The organism is Hymenobacter yonginensis (genome assembly GCF_027625995.1).
Lineage (GTDB): Bacteria > Bacteroidota > Bacteroidia > Cytophagales > Hymenobacteraceae > Hymenobacter > Hymenobacter yonginensis.
In genome coordinates this window covers 2,286,326-2,303,203 of record NZ_CP115396.1, presented here as the reverse complement: position 1 = coordinate 2,303,203, position 16,878 = coordinate 2,286,326, and the positions used below count along the sequence as shown (strand labels likewise).

General features: G+C 63.5%; 11 protein-coding genes and 1 riboswitch. Of the genes, 5 read left to right on the top strand and 6 right to left on the bottom strand.

What is annotated here, in order from left to right; all coding sequences use genetic code 11:
- Positions 1 to 9: 9 nt before the first annotated feature.
- The 6 genes from O9Z63_RS09990 to O9Z63_RS09965 form a co-directional block, all read right to left on the bottom strand.
- Positions 10 to 2,913 (bottom strand): TonB-dependent receptor, encoded by a 2,904-nt coding sequence (locus tag O9Z63_RS09990; RefSeq protein ID WP_270129193.1) that lies wholly within the window; start codon positions 2,911 to 2,913, stop codon positions 10 to 12.
- A gap of 289 nt (positions 2,914 to 3,202) precedes the next feature.
- A complete protein-coding gene (locus tag O9Z63_RS09985) occupies positions 3,203 to 5,059 on the bottom strand; it encodes an assimilatory sulfite reductase (NADPH) flavoprotein subunit (protein WP_270129192.1) in 1,857 nt (618 codons plus the stop codon).
- Between the two features lie 216 nt (positions 5,060 to 5,275).
- Positions 5,276 to 6,043: a uroporphyrinogen-III C-methyltransferase gene (cobA, locus tag O9Z63_RS09980; protein WP_270129191.1), complete on the bottom strand. Its 768-nt coding sequence runs from the start codon at positions 6,041 to 6,043 to the stop codon at positions 5,276 to 5,278.
- An 84-nt stretch (positions 6,044 to 6,127) separates the two neighbouring features.
- Positions 6,128 to 7,417, bottom strand: a complete 1,290-nt coding sequence (locus O9Z63_RS09975; RefSeq protein ID WP_270129189.1) for a sulfate adenylyltransferase subunit 1 — start codon at positions 7,415 to 7,417, stop codon at positions 6,128 to 6,130.
- A gap of 118 nt (positions 7,418 to 7,535) precedes the next feature.
- On the bottom strand, positions 7,536 to 8,444 hold the full coding sequence (cysD, locus tag O9Z63_RS09970) for a sulfate adenylyltransferase subunit CysD (RefSeq protein WP_270129188.1): 909 nt from the start codon (positions 8,442 to 8,444) through the stop codon (positions 7,536 to 7,538).
- 136 nt (positions 8,445 to 8,580) lie between these two features.
- Positions 8,581 to 9,357 carry a phosphoadenylyl-sulfate reductase gene (locus O9Z63_RS09965; protein ID WP_270129187.1) on the bottom strand — a complete coding sequence of 259 codons (777 nt, stop codon included), beginning with the start codon at positions 9,355 to 9,357 and terminating at the stop codon, positions 8,581 to 8,583.
- A 312-nt stretch (positions 9,358 to 9,669) separates the two neighbouring features.
- Positions 9,670 to 9,761: riboswitch (SAM riboswitch) on the bottom strand.
- Between the two features lie 426 nt (positions 9,762 to 10,187).
- Between O9Z63_RS09965 and O9Z63_RS09960 the strand changes: the two genes are divergently transcribed.
- From O9Z63_RS09960 to O9Z63_RS09940, 5 genes are all read left to right on the top strand, one after another.
- Positions 10,188 to 11,006, top strand: a complete 819-nt coding sequence (locus O9Z63_RS09960; RefSeq protein WP_270129185.1) for an SDR family oxidoreductase — start codon at positions 10,188 to 10,190, stop codon at positions 11,004 to 11,006.
- A gap of 133 nt (positions 11,007 to 11,139) precedes the next feature.
- A complete protein-coding gene (locus tag O9Z63_RS09955; protein WP_270129184.1) occupies positions 11,140 to 13,785 on the top strand; it encodes an MGH1-like glycoside hydrolase domain-containing protein in 2,646 nt (881 codons plus the stop codon).
- A gap of 36 nt (positions 13,786 to 13,821) precedes the next feature.
- Positions 13,822 to 14,436, top strand: coding sequence for a cyclase family protein (locus O9Z63_RS09950; protein WP_270129183.1), 615 nt, complete (start codon positions 13,822 to 13,824; stop codon positions 14,434 to 14,436).
- A 123-nt stretch (positions 14,437 to 14,559) separates the two neighbouring features.
- Positions 14,560 to 15,543 (top strand): NADP-dependent phosphogluconate dehydrogenase, encoded by a 984-nt coding sequence (locus O9Z63_RS09945; protein ID WP_270129182.1) that lies wholly within the window; start codon positions 14,560 to 14,562, stop codon positions 15,541 to 15,543.
- Between the two features lie 213 nt (positions 15,544 to 15,756).
- Positions 15,757 to 16,467 (top strand): PD-(D/E)XK nuclease-like domain-containing protein, encoded by a 711-nt coding sequence (locus tag O9Z63_RS09940; RefSeq protein ID WP_052381605.1) that lies wholly within the window; start codon positions 15,757 to 15,759, stop codon positions 16,465 to 16,467.
- Positions 16,468 to 16,878 lie beyond the last annotated feature (411 nt).

Below are 16,878 nucleotides of genomic sequence, written 5' to 3'. Positions count from 1 at the left end.
TCATCACACTTACCGTAGCACGGTGTTGTCAAAAGTCAACGCCACGTAGTACAGGCCCCCGATGGTGGGGCCGGCGGCGTACTGGTAGTAGCGGTTGTTGAAGAGGTTGGCCCCGCCGGCCTTGATGGTGGTTTTGAGGGCGGGCACACGCACGTTCACCTGGGCATCCACGGTTTGGTAGGCGGGCACGCGGCCGTTGGCCAGGGGGCTTTCCCAGTAGAAGGTGCTCTGGTGACGCCACACCACGTTGAAGCCCACGTTGCGCACAATTTCGCGGTTGCCGAAGCTCACGTTGGTGACCCAGTGCGGGGTGTTGAAGCCCGTCACGAAGATGTCGGGGGCGTTGTTGGCCGACAGGGCGTTGTAGTTCACGTTGCCGCCCAGGGTGTACTTCTGGTAGAAGTTGTAGGTAACGCCCAGCGTGGAGCCGTAGCTGCGGTAGTTGTTGCGGGCATTGGTATACACCCGGTACCGGTCCTGGCGGGCGGCGCGGTTGCTGTTGAGGGCGGCCAGCACGGCATCGTCGGAACCCACCTGCACCTGCTGGCCGGCGGCGTTTTTGGGCACGCTCACCTCCACTTGGCCCAGGAAGCCGGAGTAGATGTTCACGTATGCGTCGGCGTCGATGGAGAGGCGGTTATCCAGCAGCACGCTGCGGTAGCCTACTTCGTAGGCGTTGATTTGCTCGGGCTGCTCGGTGGGCAGGTTGCCGACTTGCAGCACGCCCCGGATTTCGGGGCGCAGGGCGGCCTGGCTGGCGGTGGTGCCGGCGTTGGCGGCCACGTAGGCATTCACGGCGGCGTTGAACTGCGAAATAGACGCCAGCGTGTAGGAATTGTCGAGGTAGTTCAGGCCCTCGTTCACCCGGGCCAGACCGCCCACCCGGCGCACATTGCCGTTGTTCACAAACGACAGCGCCTCAAACAGCGACGGGAAGCGCCAGCCGTTCTGGTACGAAGCCCGGAAGTTGTGCAGGCCGCCGGCCGTGTACACCGCCGCCACCCGCGGGTTCAGCTTGGGGTTGAACTCGGGGTTATAGTCCAGGCGCAGCGAGGCGGTGAGCTTCAGGCGGTCCTGCAGCAGGCGCTTGGTGGCCTGCCCGAAGCCCCCGATTTTCTTGTAGTACTGGTTCTGGCCGCCGGGCTGGGTGCGCTCGGTGAGCGGGCGGCTGAAATCCACGAAGTTGTTGCCGTCCGGAATCACCTCATACAGGCGGGCATCGGCCCCCAGCAGCACATCGGCAAATTTCACCCGGGGGCCCAGGTGCCAGATGGCGTCGGTGTGGTAGGTGCGGCTGCGCTGGGTGAGGGCGGCCCCGCCCGGGATGGGCGCGCCGGGCACGTTCACGCCGCTGTCCCAGTTGTTGGTTTTCACAATCTGGGCTTTCAGGGCGTCGAAGGCAGGTGTACCGGGCACGGCGCGGCCGGCATCGGCCACGGTGCGGGCCTGCTGCATGGCCTGGGCCAGCGGGGTGCCGCCGCTCAGCTGGCTTTGCAGCTCCGTTCGGAACTTCGTGCCCCAGGCGGCGTTGGAGCCGTTCTGCAGGTCCAGGTTCAGGGCCAGCGGGTTGAGGTTGTAGGAGTTGCCGGTGTTTTCGACCAGCATATAGGCCCGGGCCGTGAAGTTCTCACCCTTCAGCTCCACCTTGTGGTTCTGCACCGTCACGCCGTCGAGCTGAATCTTGTTGCCGCGCTGAAACACGCCGTCCATCAGCCCGAACCGGTAGCCGTAGCTCAGCTCCAGCTTGTCGGTGAGCTTGTAGTGCAGGCTGGCATCGGCCTTGATGTTGCGCACGATGGGGTTGGTGAGGTCCCGCTCGTAGTAGCCCGTGCGGCGCACGTTGAAGGTTTCGTTGCGGCCGTTGTAGGGAATGGTGATGCTCACGTTGCCGGCGTTGTCGTCGCCGTAGCGGTTCCAGAGGTCGGCGGCGGGGTTGTTGGCCCCGCTCAGCTCCGGGAAGCGCGGGTTGGCCGAGGCCAGGTTCTGCGGGTTCTGGTCGTTTTGGGTGTTGGCCAGCCAGTCGGTGCCGCGCAGGAAGCTGCCGTTCACCTTATAGGCCCAGCGGCCCGAAGCGCCCAGGCTCTGGGCCCAGCGCACGGCCGTTTCCGTCAGCACGCTCGGGTCCCGGTCTTTGCCGTCCACGTGGTTGACGCCCACCTTCTGGTACACGCTCAGGCCCTGGTAGTTGAAGGGGCTTTTGGTGGTGAGGTTGGCCATGCCGTTGATGGCGTTCATACCGTACAGGGCCGAGGCCGCGCCGGGCGTAATTTCCACCGAAGCCACGTCCAGCTCGGTGGGCCCGATGGCGTTGCCCAGCGGCACGCCCAACGTGGCCGCCTGCATATCCACCCCGTCCACCAGCTGCATAAAGCGGAAGTTGTTGGGGATGTTGAAGCCGCGGGTGTTGGGCACTTTGAACGTGAGCGAGCTGGTGGTCATCTGCACGCCCTTCACGTTTTCCAGCGCGTCATAAAAGCTGGGGGCCGGTGTTTCCTTGATGGCCCGGATGTCGAGCTTCTCAATGGCCACCGGCGAGGTCAGCCGGCTTTCCTCCACCCGCGACGCTGACACCACCACCTCGTTCATCGACACGGCCTTCGACTCCAGCTGCACGCTGATGGGCTGGCTGCCGCTGGCAATTTCCAGCTCCCGCGACTCGTAGCCCAGCGTGTTGAACACCAGCGTAAACGGGAACCGAAGCTTGGCTTTCAGGGCAAACTGGCCGTTACCGTCGCTGAGCGTGCCGGTGGTGCCGCCCTTCACAATAACGCTCACGCCCGGCAGCGGCTCGCCGGTAGTTTTTTCGCGCACGGTGCCGCTCACCGAAATCAGGGCCTCTTGGGCGTGCAGGCCGGTGGCGCTGGCTGCAACCAGCGCCGGGACTAGTAAGGAAGAGGAAAGAAGATGTTTCATGTATGTTTTTACAAGGGGAGAAAGAACCCGGGGCGGGGCAGACGGCAGGCCGGCGCAGCCCCCGCGCCCGGGGCGCAGCGGCCGTTACCGGCTACAACATCGTCTTGGAAAAACGGCAGGCATGGAACGGAAGAAGGGTTTTAGGGCTAGCTCCCCTCCTTGGAAAGGAGGGGTTAGGGGTGGTTGAGTTTTAGAGCTAAGAACTAGAAGTAGATATCGTCCTGACGAGGATCAACCACCCCCAACCCCTCCTTTCCAAGGAGGGGAGCTAGTTTTTTAGCTCTAGTTTTTAGTACACATCCTCCAAAAACCGGCGCGACTTTTTGAGCTGGCGCAGGTACTCGGCGGCGTAGTCGGCATCGTGGCCGCTTTCCTGCTGGATGATCTGGCGCAGGGCCTGCTGCACGTCGTGGGCCATGCGGGATTTGTCACCGCACACGTAGAAGCAGGCCCCGTTTTCGAGCTGCTCGTACACGCGGCGGCTCTGTTCCAGCAGGCGGTGCTGCACGTAGAGCTTCTGGGCCTGGTCGCGGGAAAAGGCCACGTCGAGGCGGTCGAGGGTGCCGCGCTTGAGGTGCTGCTGCCACTCGGTCTGGTACAGGAAGTCGGTGGTGAAGTGGGGGTTGCCGAACACCAGCCAGTTGCGGCCGGTAGCGCCGGTTTCGGCCCGTTCTTCCACAAAGGCCCGGAAGGGCGCTACCCCGGTGCCGGGGCCCACCATTATAATGTCAGTGGCGGCGTTCGGCGGCAGCTTGAAGTACTCGTTGCGGTCCACCCACACCCGGGCCGTGTCGCCGAGGCTGAGGTAGTCGGCCTGGTAGCCGGAGCAGGCCCCGTGCTTGGCGCGGCCGTGGGTTTCGTAGCGCACGGCCCCCACCGTCAGGTGCACTTCCTCGGGGTGCGCCAGCAGCGACGAGGCAATAGAGTAGGCCCGGGCCGGCAACGGCCGCAGCACCGCCGCCAGCTGTTGCCCTGACAGCTCCACCGGAAACTCGGTCAGCAAATCGGCCACGTCGCGGCCGTAGAGGTAAGTGCCCAGCCCGGCCGTATCAGCCAGAATTTCGCGGAGGCGCGGGTACTGCGGGGCCACGGCGGCGTAGCGCTCCAGCACGTCGCGGGTGATAACCGACAGCTCCAGCCGCTCGGTGAGGACGGTGGTCAGGTCCAGCTCCTCAGCTTCGAGGCGCACGGGGGCGGCTTCGGCTAGGCGGGCAGCCTGCAGCACCTCCTGCACCAGCGTGGGGCGGTTGCGGGGCTGCACCATCAGGGCGTCGCAGGGCTCGTAGGTCAGACCCGAATCAGCCAAGGAAAACTCCAGGTGGTAGGTTTCCTTGGTAGAGCCCCGGCCGTTGAGCTGAATCTTTTCCAGCAGCTCCGCCCCGAAAGGGTTGCGGGCGTTGTACTCCACGGCGGCGGGCAGCGGGGCCACTTCCGGCGCGTAGCCCGCACCCACTACCGCCACCACCGGCGCGGCCACGGTTGCGCCGGCCGTTACGGGGGCCGGGGCGGGCTGCAGCTCGGCAATGCGGCTGAGCACCTGCTCGGCCCACTGGCGGGTTTCGTCCTCGAAGGTCACGTCGCAGTCCAGCCGCTCCACAAGGCGGCGGCCACCCAGCTCGGCCAGGCGCTGGTCGAACTCGAAGCCGGTCTGGCAGAACTGCAGGTAGCTTTTGTCGCCCAGGGCCAGCACGGCGTACTGGAGGTCGGGCAGCTTGGGTGCGCGGCTGCTGAGCAGGAACTGGTGCAGCTCCTCGGCCGCAATGGGTGGGTCGCCTTCCCCCTGGGTGCTCACCACCACCAATAGCAACTGCTCGGTTTTGAGGTCTTTGGTGGGGTAGTCGTTCATGTCGCGCACCTGCGGCTGCAGGCCCCGGCGGCGGGCCGCCTCGGCCACTAGGCCGGCGGCTTTCTTGCTGTTGCCGGTCTGGGAGCCAAACAGGATGGTGAGCCGACTAGCCGCGGCTGCTTCCACCACCGCCGGAGCCGGGGCCACGGCCGCAATGGGGGGCGCTGCCGCGCCGGCGCGGCCGTACAAGTAGCCGCTCAGCCACACCAGCTGCTGGGAGGTGAGGCTCGCTGCCAGCTGCTGCAGCGCCTGGTCGTCGAGGCCAATGGGAAGCGTGGGGGAAGCTGAAAGAAGAGACATAGGACGTGGTGGTTGGGGCAGTGGGTTGGGCGCGTCAGAGAAAGAAGAAGTCATGCTGAGCTTGCCGAAGCATCTCTACCGCTTCGTTGTGGCGGTTCAGTAGCCCAGGGTTTAAATCCTGGGCTATGGAGCGGTTATCGGTGCTGCTATCTGATTAGCCAGCGGTAGAGATGCTTCGGCTTCGCTCAGCATGACGTGCTGCTTGTGGTGTTCTGATCAGGCTACTGCCGCGTACAGTTCAGGCAGCAGCGCCAGCTTCTCCGGGGTGGCTAGGCGGGTTACTTCGCCGATGATGATGATGGCCGGCGCGCCGATTTCGGCGGCGGCGGCGCGGGCGGGCAGCTCGGCAACCGGGCCGGTTACCAGCCGGGCGTGGGGCAGGGTGCCGTTCTGGATGATGGCGGCCGGCGTATCGGCGTGGCCCTGCTCGCAGAAAGCCTGCACAATGCGCGGCAGCTCGCCCAGGCCCATCAGAATGACGGTGGTGCCCCGGGCGTCGCGGGCAGCTTCCCGGATGCTGCCGGCCAGCTCGCCGGAGGCGGTGGTAGCCGTAATTACCCGGAATCCTTCACTCAAGCCCCGATGCGTGACGGGAATGCCCGCTGCCCCGGCCGCGGCCACCGCGCTGCTGATGCCGGGCACATAGTCCGTGAGCAGGCCGTGGGCTCCGGCGTAGAGCATTTCCTCCCGGCCGCGCCCGAACACAAACGGGTCGCCACCCTTGAGGCGCACCACGTGGCCGTAGTGGCGGGCGTAGTCCACAATCAGGGCGTTGATGTCGTCCTGCGAGTGGCTGCGCATGCCGCGCCGCTTGCCCACGGGCACCAGCACGGCCTCGGGGCGGGCGTGCCCGAGCAAAGCACGGTTAGCCAGCGCGTCGTACAGAATCACATCGGCTTCCGACAGCACCCGCGCCCCTTTGAGCGTGAGCAGCTCCGGGTCGCCGGGGCCGGCACCCAGTACCGTAAGGCGGGGCGTTTGCATAGTTGTTAGTGCTTGGTGCTTGGTGCTTAGTTGTTAGTGCTTAGTAGTTAGTATCTGTTCGTTGAACAGGCTAAGCACTAGGCACTAAATTGAAAAGGCTACTGGTGGCGCTACCGGGGCGGTGAAGTACTCGGAGTTGGCGGCTTCTACCAGGCCGGCGGCCAGGGTGTCGCCGGTCAGCTCGTCGACCAGGATGAAGGAGCCGGTGGTGCGGTTGTCGGTGTAGTGGTCCACGGCCAGGGGCAGGGCGGTTTTGAGGCGCACGCGCACAATGTCGTTGAGCTGGGCCTGTTCGGTGTGCACCCGGGCGAAAGTCTGCACGTTCACCTTGTAGAGGATGGCCGACACGGCGGCTTTCGAGAGGGCCGAGTGGTGCTGCACCAACAGCTTGCGGCCGGGCCACAGGGGCTGCTCGCTCATCCAGCATAGGGTAGCTTCCAGCTCGCGGGTGAGGGTGGGCTCCTCGGGGCCGGCGGGCACCAGGGCGTCGCCGCGGCTCACGTCCACGTCGTCGCGCAGGCGGATGACCACGGCCTGCGGGGCCGCCGCCGTTTCCACTTCCTGCTGGTTTACCTCAATGGCTTCAATTTCTGATTCCAGGCCCGAGGGCAGCACCCGCACGCGCTGGCCGCGGCGGTACTGGCCACTCAGAATCTGGCCGGCGTAGCCGCGGTAGTCAGGCAGCTCGGGCGTCTGGGGCCGAATCACGTACTGCACCTGGAAGCGGGGCGCGGCCTCAGTTTCCTGGGCGCCGGGCACGCTTTCCAAGTGCTGGAGCAGACTGGGACCGGTGTACCAGGGCAGGTGCTGGCTGGGCTTCACCACGTTGTCGCCCTGCAGGGCGCTCAGCGGAATGGCCGTGGCGGCGGGCAGGTGGAAGTGGTTGGTCAGCTCGGCGTAGTCGGTGGCAATGCGGGCAAACACGGCCTCGTCGTAGTTCACCAGGTCCATCTTGTTCACGGCCAGCACAAAGTGCCGGATGCCCAGCAGCGCGGCAATGAGGGTGTGACGGCGGGTTTGCTCAATCACGCCCTGGCGGGCATCCACCAGCACAATGGCCAAGTCGGCGTTGCTGGCACCCGTCACCATGTTGCGGGTGTACTGCACGTGGCCAGGCGCATCGGTAATGATGAACTTGCGGCGCGGCGTGGTGAAGTACTTGTAAGCCACGTCGATGGTGATGCCCTGTTCCCGCTCGGCCCGCAGCCCATCGGTCAGCAAGGCCAAATCCACGGTGCCGTTGGAAGCCTGCCGCTTCTCCAGCGCCGCCAGCACGTCCAGCGACACCGATTCGGAGTCGTACAGCAGCCGCCCAATCAGGGTGCTCTTGCCGTCGTCCACGCTCCCGCAGGTGATAAATCGAAGTAAGTCCATATTGGTGATGAAGTAATGAGGTGATGAGGTGAAAAGTGTGTGGTGATGGAGTGATGAGGTTGAACCGGATACCGGACGGCTCCTTTCACCTCATTACTTCATCACCTCATCACCCCACTTAGAAATATCCGTTCCGCTTGCGGTCTTCCATGCCGGCTTCGGAGATGTTGTCGTCGAGGCGGGTAGCGCCCCGCTCGCTTACTTTGGCCAGCAGCAGGTCCTGGATGATGTCTTCCACGGTGCGGGCGTCGCTTTCCACGGCGGCGGTGCAGGTGGAGTCGCCCACGGTGCGGAAGCGCACCTGCCGGGTCACGATTTCATCTTCGTCATCGAGCTGCAAATGCTCGGTGAGGCCCAGCAGCTGGCCCGAGGGCAGCACCACGCAGGTGCGCTCGTGGCCGAAGTAGATGTCGGGCAGCGGAATATTTTCGCGCTGGATGTAGCGCCACACGTCCAGTTCCGTCCAGTTGGAAATGGGGAACACGCGCACGTTTTCGCCCTTCTGGATGCGGCCGTTGTAGATGTTCCAGAGTTCGGGGCGCTGGCGCTTGGGGTCCCACTGGCCAAACTCGTCGCGCACCGAGAAGATGCGCTCCTTGGCCCGGGCCTTCTCCTCGTCGCGGCGGGCCCCGCCGATGCAGGCGTCAAACTCGAACTCCTCGATTACCTCCAGCAGCGTGTAGGTCTGCAGCGGGTTGCGGCTGGGGTACTTGCCGCCCGGCTCGCGCAGGCGCTGCCGCTTAATGGTGTCCTCCACCTTGCGCACCACCAGCTTTTCGCCCAGGCGGGCGGCCAGCTCGTCGCGGTACTGCAGCACCTCGGGGAAGTTGTGGCCGGTATCCACGTGCACCAGCGGGAAGGGGAAGCGGCCGGGGCGGAAGGCCTTTTCGGCCAGGCGCGTGAGCACAATGGAATCCTTGCCGCCCGAGAACAGCAGGGCCGGCCGCTCAAACTGCCCCGCCACCTCCCGCAGGATGTGGATGGCTTCGGCTTCCAGCCGGTCGAGGTAATCGAAAGAGGTACTCATAGTTGTCTGGAATTCAAATGCTTTTAAGGCTGTAGAGACGCAATGTTTTGCGTCTCCCGCGTGCTGATGTTGGGTAGGCGGCGCGGTGCCGGCCGTTCTGACGACGAGACGCAAAATGTTGCGTCTCTACCTCGTGCTATCCGGCTGGTACCGGCTCCACCACCGGATCCGGCCCGTCGTGATGCGCGGAGGCGTGCAGGCCGCACTCCTTGGCTGAGAGGTCTTCCCACCACCAGCGGCCGGCCCGGAAATCCTCGCCGGGCTTGATGGCGCGGGTGCAGGGGGCGCAGCCGATGCTCACGAAGCCCTGCTGGTGCAGCGGGTTCACCGGAATGCCCTCCTGCTGCACGAAGGCCAGCGCCTGTTCCCAGGTCCAGTCGAACAGCGGGTGGATTTTCACGAGCTGGTGCGCCGCGTCCCACTCCACGGGGTCCATCGTCTGCCGGTTCTGCGACTGTTCGGCCCGGATACCGGTCACCCAGGCCCCGCGGCCGGCCAGGGCCCGGTTCAGAGGCTCCACCTTGCGGATGTGGCAGCACTCCTTGCGGTTGTCCACGCTCTCGTAGAACGAGTTCGGGCCTTTCTGCAGGAGCAGGTTTTCCAGCGCCTCGCGCTGCGGGGCGTACACCGCAATGGGCTTCTGGTACCGGATCAGCGTCTTGTTCCAGGTGGAATAAGTTTCCTGGAAGTTGCGGCCGGTATCGAGGGTGAACACCTCAATGGGTAGGTCGTGGGCGAAGATCAGGTGGCTGATAATCTGGTCTTCCAGCCCGAAAGAGGTGGAAAAAACGGCCTGACCGGGAAAGGTGTCGGCCACCAGACGCAGCCGCTCCAGGGCGGAGGCGGCCACTAAGAGAGGGCGCAGACGGTCCAGCAAGGCGTGGACGGCCGGCGCAGCATCAGCTGCAGGCATAGCAGGAAGAGGGGAGGAGGAAGCGGCCCGCCTAGGGCGCGGCATTCCGGCCGGAAGATGATTTCGGCGAAAACGGCATACGCAGCAGCGCAGCGCGGATTTCAGCGAAACAGAAACGGGTGTACGGTTCCCCTGGCCGACGACGCAAACGCGCGCGTCAGCTCAGAAATAGGCGGCGCACAAACCAGGAAAACGGGAGCGTGCCTAGCCCTGACAACAGCCCATGCCTCGCATACCACAACATCCATGCTGTACGGCACAGAAGGTAGCGGAAACGGCGGCGGTGTTGAACAAGGATTTCACGGCTTGTTGTTTTTATATGGTCAGGACTTGGCACCGTTTCGGAAGATCCGCTGGTTGCCGGCGTTTCGTCGAGCCTGTCTCTCCACGCCTCTGTATAAAAACAATCCTTTCGGGGGGTAAAGAATTGGTAGCACAAAGGTAGAAGCGGAAATTTTATACTTCCAAATTATATTTCATTTACAGGATTGTCGGGCTGAGGCTGGTATGTATGGTTTGTGGTGTAAGATTTTGAATTGTAGTTGTTTATAATGATTGTGTGAGACGGTGCCGGCAGCTTGGCTTCGACCTGCCAGGACGGCGCGGCAGGGCTAGGTAGCATCGTGCCGTGCCTTTCCGCCCCAGAGCCGCGCCTTCCGAAGCCCCACCCCGGCCGGGCCTGGGGCGTGGCCCAATCCACCGGAAATCAGGCTGGGATTTTTGGGCCATTATGGGCCATCTGCAGGCGGGGGCCGGCCGTGGTAGCGGAAACTTCATGTAACCTACAGCCGCGCAACGTAGTCTTACAGGATACACCTTGCCTGTCAACTATGCCTACACTTCCTTCTTCCAAGCGCCTTCAAAACCAAGTAGCCCTCGTTACGGGCGGCAGTTCCGGCATTGGGGCCGGCGTGGCCCGGGCCCTGGCCGCCGAGGGTGCCCGGGTGTTCGTCAACTACTCGCACAGCGCCGACGACGCGGCCGAAGTGGTGCGCGAAATAGAGCAGGCCGGCGGCCAGGCTACGGTGCTGCAGGCCGATGTGAGCAAGGAAGAAGACGTGCTGCACATGTTCGACCAGATCCGCGAGCAGGCTGGCACGCTGCACATCCTCATCAACAACTCCGGCATTCAGGACGATGCCCCGCTGCTGGATATGACGCTGGAGCAGTGGCAGAAAGTTATTGGCGTGAACCTGACTGGGCAGTTTCTCTGCGCCCGCGAGGCCGCCCGCGAGTTTGTGCGGCGCGGCCCGCAGCCGGAGATTTCCAAAGCCACTGGCAAAATCATCTGCATGAGCTCAGTGCACGAAGTTATTCCGTGGGCCGGCCATGTCAACTACGCCACCAGCAAGGGCGGCATCATGCAGTTGATGAAAACCATGGCTCAGGAGCTGGCTCCGCACCGCATCCGGGTGAACAGCATCGGCCCCGGCGCCATTGCCACGCCCATCAACCTCTCGGCCCGCGACACGCCACAGGAGGAGAAAAGTCTGCTCACGCTCATTCCCTACGGCCGCATCGGCGAGCCGGCTGACATCGGCAACGTGGCCGTATGGCTGGCCTCCGATGAGTCGGATTATGTGACCGGCATCACGCTCTTTGCCGATGGTGGCATGACGCTCTACCCCGGCTTCGCCGACAACGGCTGAGCCACTGGCCGCAGACCGGGGCCAGTGCCTCTAGCGCCGCGATTGTCAGTTCAGGGCCAGCGGTACTAACGACTGACAACCAGCAACTGACAACTATCACCCCAAAGTAAATCAACCACTAAACGACGCCCCAATGAACGAGGAACAGCGCCGGCAGCAGGAGCTGCGGGAGGGCCGGCAGCGTTGGCACCAGTTCGGGCCCTACGTGAGTGACCGGCAGTGGGGCACTGTGCGCGAAGACTACAGCGCCGATGCCCAGCCCTGGAACTACACCACCCACGACATGGCCCGCAGCTTGGCCTATCGCTGGGGTGAGGACGCGCTGGGCGGCGTCTCCGACGACCAGCAGCTGCTGTGCCTGGGCCTGGGCCTCTGGAACGGGCAGGATGCCATCCTGAAAGAGCGATTGTTTGGCCTCAGCGGGCCCGAAGGCAACCATGGCGAGGATGTGAAGGAGCTGTATTATTATCTCGACAACACGCCCACCCACTCCTACATGCGGATGCTCTACAAGTATCCGCAGCATGCCTTCCCGTACGACTGGCTGGTGAAGGAAAACGGCCGCCGCAACCGCCAGAAGCCCGAGTTTGAGCTTACTGATACCTGCATATTCCGCGAAGACCGGTACTTCGACGTCTTCCTCGACTACGCCAAAGCCGGCCCCGCCGATCTGCTCATGCAGATTACGGTGCACAACCGCGGCCCGCACGAGGCGCCGCTGCACGTGCTGCCGCAGATCTGGTTTCGCAACACCTGGAGCTGGGGCAACGAAGACTACACGCCCCGCTTGGCCGCCACCGACACCGGCCGCATCTGCGTAGACCACGCCAAACTGCCCGCCCTGGAGCTCTACTGCGACCAGCCCGCCGACCAGCCCTGCGAGCTGTTGTTCTGCGACAACGAAACCAACACCGCCCGCCTCTACCAGGCCCCCAACCCCGCCCCGTACTGCAAAGACGGCATCCATGAGTACGTGGTCAAGGGCGTGAAAACGGCCATCAACCCGGTCCGGGAAGGCACTAAGGCCGCCGCTCACTACTCCCTCAGCGTACCGCCCGGCGAGAGCCGCACGGTGCGCGTGCGGCTGGCTGCGCCCGGCCTCGCGGCGCCCTTCGAGGAGTTTGAGGCGCTGATGAGCCAGCGTAAAGCCGAAGCCGACCAGTTCTACGCCGACCTGCAGCACGACCTGGCCAGCGCCGACGCCCGTAACGTGCAGCGCCAGGCCCTGGCTGGCATGCTCTGGAGCAAGCAGTTCTACTACTACGACGTGCCCGAGTGGCTCGACGGCGACCCGGCCATGCCGCCCCCGCCACCCGAGCGGCGGCACGGCCGCAACAGTACCTGGCGCCACCTCAACAACGCCGACATCATTTCGATGCCCGACAAGTGGGAGTATCCGTGGTATGCGGCCTGGGATTTGGCGTTTCACTGCATCCCGCTGGCCTTGGTGGACGTGGAGTTTGCCAAGCACCAGCTGCGGCTGCTCTGCCAAGACTGGTACATGCACCCCAGCGGCCAGCTGCCAGCCTACGAGTGGAAGCTGGAAGACGTGAACCCGCCGGTACACGCCTACGCCACTTGGCGGGTCTACAAAATGTGCCTCAAGCACAGCGGCAACCCCGACACTGCTTTCCTGGAAGGAATGTTTCATCGACTGCTGCTCAACTTCACGTGGTGGGTGAACCGCAAAGACCGCCACAACCGCAACGTATTCGAGGGCGGCTTCCTGGGCCTCGACAACATCGGCGTGTTTGATAGAAGCGCGCCGCTGCCCACCGGCGGCCACATCGAGCAGGCCGACGGCACCAGCTGGATGGCCATGTTTGCGCTCAACATGATGCGCATTGCATTGGAACTGTCCAAGACCAACCCGGTGTACCAGGACATGGCCAGCAAGTTCTTCGAGCACTTCCTCTACATCGCCCATGCCATGAGCAGCTTCTCGGAGGGCGAAATTGACATGTGGGACGAACAGGACGAGTTCTACTACGACGTGCTCAACACGCCCGACAAAGGCCGCATCAGCCTGCGCATCCGGTCCATGGTGGGCCTGATTCCGCTGTTTGCGGTGGAGGTGCTGGACGAGGACGCTCTGCGCGGGGCGCCGCAGTTTGTGCGCCGCCTCAACTGGTTTCTCGACCACCGCCCGCAGCTGGCCGCCCTCGTGAGCCGCTGGCAGGAGCCCGGCAAAGGCCAGCGGCACCTGCTCTCGCTGCTGCGCGGCCACCGCATGAAGCTGCTGCTGCGCCGCATGCTCGACGAGGCCGAATTCCTGTCGGATTATGGCGTGCGGGCGCTGTCGCGCTATCACCTCCAGCACCCGTTTCGGCTGCAGGTGGAAGATGGCCCGGATGCCCTGGTGGCCTACGAGCCGGGCGAGTCCAGCACGTCGCTGTTTGGGGGCAACAGCAACTGGCGCGGCCCCATCTGGATGCCCATGAACTTCCTGATTATCGAGTCGCTGCAGCGCTTCTACCACTACTATGGGCCCGATTTCAAGGTGGAGTACCCGACTAACTCCGGCCACATGCACACGCTGCAGGAAATTGCCCAGGCCCTCACCGAGCGCCTCACCAAGCTGTTTCTGCGCGATGAGCAGGGCCACCGCCCCGCCTTCGGCGACGACCGCCAGCTCCAGACCGACCCGCACTTTCAGGACTATCTGCTCTTCCACGAGTACTTCCACGGCGACACCGGCCACGGCCTCGGCGCCAGCCACCAAACCGGTTGGACTGGCCTCATCGCCAAGCTCCTGCAGTATCGCCAGCTGGAAGAATAGATTTCAGCATGATGTGCTTTCCTAAATCCCAAAATCATGTGGCTTGACTTCACGACCACCATTTCCGACGGCATGGCCTACTGGCCCGACAATGCCCCGGTGCGCATCCGCAAAACCCTGAGCATGGCCGATGGCGCCGCCGCCAACGTCACGGAAATGAGCCTCAGCGTGCACACCGGCACCCACGTGGATGCCCCGCGCCATTTTCTGCCCGATGGCCCCGACGTCACGCAGCTGGACCTGAGCACCCTCATGGGGCCGGCACTGCTGGTGGAGGTAGACGACGAGCGGTTTATCACGCGGGCGGCTGTGGAGCACCTGCAGCTGCAGCCCCACGACCGGGTGCTGTTCAAAACCCGCAACTCCCGCCACGACTGGGCCACCCAACCTTTCGACCCCGATTTTGTGCGCATCCGTGCCGATGCCGCCGAGTGGCTCCGCGACCAGGGCGTCGTCTGTGTCGGGGTCGACTACATATCGGTGGGCCCGGCCGATACCCACCACGCGCTGCTCGACGCCGGTATCAACATCATTGAGGGCCTGGCCCTGCAGCACGCCACGCCCGGCCGCTACGAGCTACTGTGCCTACCCCTGAAAATAGCCGGCGCCGACGGTGCTCCGGCCCGCGTGCTGGCCCGCAAAGTGGACTGATGCTTTGCCAAACCGGCTTGCTGCGGCTACCGAAGTGGCTTTGCTGCTTCGTTGAACGCCGGGCCGGCTAGGCCGCTTAACAACCCCCGTTCCTTACTACCACCACACTTTTCCTGAAACCACATGAAAACGCAGCTTGGAATCATTGGCCTCGGCAAAATGGGCGCTGGCCTGGCCCGGCAGGCCGCCGAAAAAGGTTACCCCGTCATCGGTCTGGATCTGCATCCGCGCCCTGATCTGGAAACCGACAACCTACGCGTGGTCAGCAGCCTGCCCGAGCTGGTGCAGCAGCTGGAGCGCCCGCGCAAGGTGTTTCTCTACGTGCCGGCCGGGGCCGCCGTCGATGCCCTGATTGCGCAGCTGCAGCCTCACCTCGAGCCCGGCGACATTATCGTGGATGGCGGCAACTCCTACTGGGGCGACTCCATCCGGCGGGCGGCGCGCCTCAAGGAGCAGGGCCTGCACTTTATCGACTGTGGGACCAGTGGCGGGCCGGGCGGTGCCCGCGCCGGCGCCTGCTACATGGTGGGCGGCGAGGAAGCGGCCGTGAGCCAGCTCAAAGAATTTTTCGTGGAAACCTCGGTGCCGGGCGGCTTCCTGCATACTGGCCTGGCCGGCACCGGCCATTACGTGAAGCTGGTGCACAACGGCATCGAGTTTGGCATGCTGCAGGCCATCGGGGAGGGCATGGGCCTGCTCACACACTTCCGCGAAAAGCTCGATATCAGCGCCATCCTGCAGCTCTGGAACAACGGCTCGGTGGTGCGCTCCTGGCTGGTGGAGCTGATGCAGAAGATGTACGACCAGGAAGCCGGCTTCACGGTGCCCAGCTACATCGAGGACACTGGCGAAGTAAACTGGCTGGTGGCCGACGCCCTGCACATGGAGGTGCCCATTCCGGTTATCACGCAGTCGGTGATGCAGCTTTTCACTTCCCGCGACCAGGACCCCACTTGGGCCAAAGCCGTGGCCATGATGCGCCACGGATTCGGCGGCCACCCCTACGGCCCCGATGCCGGTATCCGCGAGGAGCGCCAGTATGGCCGCGTGGGCGAGTACGAAATGCCTCCCCAAACCGGCGCGTCGGCCGAAAACAAGGCCGAATAGCCCGGCAGTGGCGGCGCGTGGCCGGTGGGCGTGGCAAGCTGGCCAACTCTTGCCTAAAAACATGCCTGTCAGTTAGGTTTGCCGCGTTGCGCCGTGGGGCGGATACCACCAGCCGGCTGGCTTTTGGGGCGCCCTAGCAGAAAAATACCTATACTGCTTCCTCCCACACTCCTCCATGCGGAGCCTTTTCTCTGGCTTAGCTGTTCTGTTCCCGTGATTGATTCTGCTGCTACCACCCCGCGCCCCGATTTGCTGCGCGTACCCTACGACGACTACCGCGCCCTGCCCGCCATTGCCAACTCCGACCTGTCCCGCCTGCGCGACGCGCTGAACGGCCGGCCGCCGCGTCCCACTACGTCCAGCGGCGCGCTGGGTTTGGGCACGGCCTTCCACACCGCGTTGCTCGAGCCCGACCTCTACGAGCCCGGCCTGCCCGGCATCAACGACACGCTGGTGTGGTGGATGGTGGAGGGCGTGCAGTTGAACCCGCAGGTAAGCGAGTGGCTGAAAACCGGCATTGCCGAGCCCAGCTGCGTGTTCACCGAAGCCGTAACCGGCACGCTCTGCAAGCTCCGCGCCGATCTTATCGTGGATCAGCCCGGCCAGCCTTACACCATCATCGACTTCAAAACCACCCTGGCCCGCGACCATCAGCACTTTGTGGCCCAGTGCAGCGGCTACGACTACGACCGGCAGGCCGCCTTCTACGCCGACGCCCTGCGCGCCGACCGGTTTGTGCTGGTAGGAGTGCAGAAGGTGGAGCCCTTCAGCCTGTTCGTGTACGAGGTGCCGCGCTTCATGCTCTCGGAGGGCCGCGCCAAGTACCTGCGCCTGCTCAAGCAGCTGCAGCCCGACACACCCGTGCCGGCCTCGGTGGCCGGGGCCGTGCGCGACGTCCGCGACGCGCTACTTGGGACGGAATAGGCCGATACATAGAATAGGAGAAAGGTCAATAGTATTTTAAGAAGTAATTCAACGGAAATAGAAAATTAAACCTGATTATTTTAGGAGTTTCTAAAATTGATTTTTATACTTGCATACATCTGACGAAAACTGCTCCTGACCATGCGCCTTTTCTGCAATAATCTTCCTAATAATAACTCGAATAATAATCCGATTCGAGACAGGAAGGCTATTGCTCCATTGGAGATATAAAAAATCAACCACTGATTTTTTAAGCAGCCTTCCCTCATCCGGAAGGCTTTTTTTTTGTGCCTGTCGAACCGGTTGCCTGATTTTGCCAGCCGAACTTGTGTTGTACTTTTTTCGGCACGCTTAATTTCTGAAAATTAAAAACTCCCGATGGGGAGGCTGGAAAACGCGTGCCTTTTTTAA

Bases quoted from the DNA above. Each gene is read 5' to 3' on its own strand.
- O9Z63_RS09950 (WP_270129183.1), top strand. From the start codon at position 13,822: ATGTGGCTTGACTTCACGACCACCATTTCCGACGGCATGGCCTACTGG.
- O9Z63_RS09945 (WP_270129182.1), top strand. From the start codon at position 14,560: ATGAAAACGCAGCTTGGAATCATTGGCCTCGGCAAAATGGGCGCTGGC.
- cobA (WP_270129191.1), bottom strand. From the start codon at position 6,043: ATGCAAACGCCCCGCCTTACGGTACTGGGTGCCGGCCCCGGCGACCCG.
- O9Z63_RS09990 (WP_270129193.1), bottom strand. From the start codon at position 2,913: ATGAAACATCTTCTTTCCTCTTCCTTACTAGTCCCGGCGCTGGTTGCA.
- O9Z63_RS09955 (WP_270129184.1), top strand. From the start codon at position 11,140: ATGAACGAGGAACAGCGCCGGCAGCAGGAGCTGCGGGAGGGCCGGCAG.
- O9Z63_RS09985 (WP_270129192.1), bottom strand. From the start codon at position 5,059: ATGTCTCTTCTTTCAGCTTCCCCCACGCTTCCCATTGGCCTCGACGAC.
- O9Z63_RS09975 (WP_270129189.1), bottom strand. From the start codon at position 7,417: ATGGACTTACTTCGATTTATCACCTGCGGGAGCGTGGACGACGGCAAG.
- O9Z63_RS09960 (WP_270129185.1), top strand. From the start codon at position 10,188: ATGCCTACACTTCCTTCTTCCAAGCGCCTTCAAAACCAAGTAGCCCTC.
- cysD (WP_270129188.1), bottom strand. From the start codon at position 8,444: ATGAGTACCTCTTTCGATTACCTCGACCGGCTGGAAGCCGAAGCCATC.
- O9Z63_RS09965 (WP_270129187.1), bottom strand. From the start codon at position 9,357: ATGCCTGCAGCTGATGCTGCGCCGGCCGTCCACGCCTTGCTGGACCGT.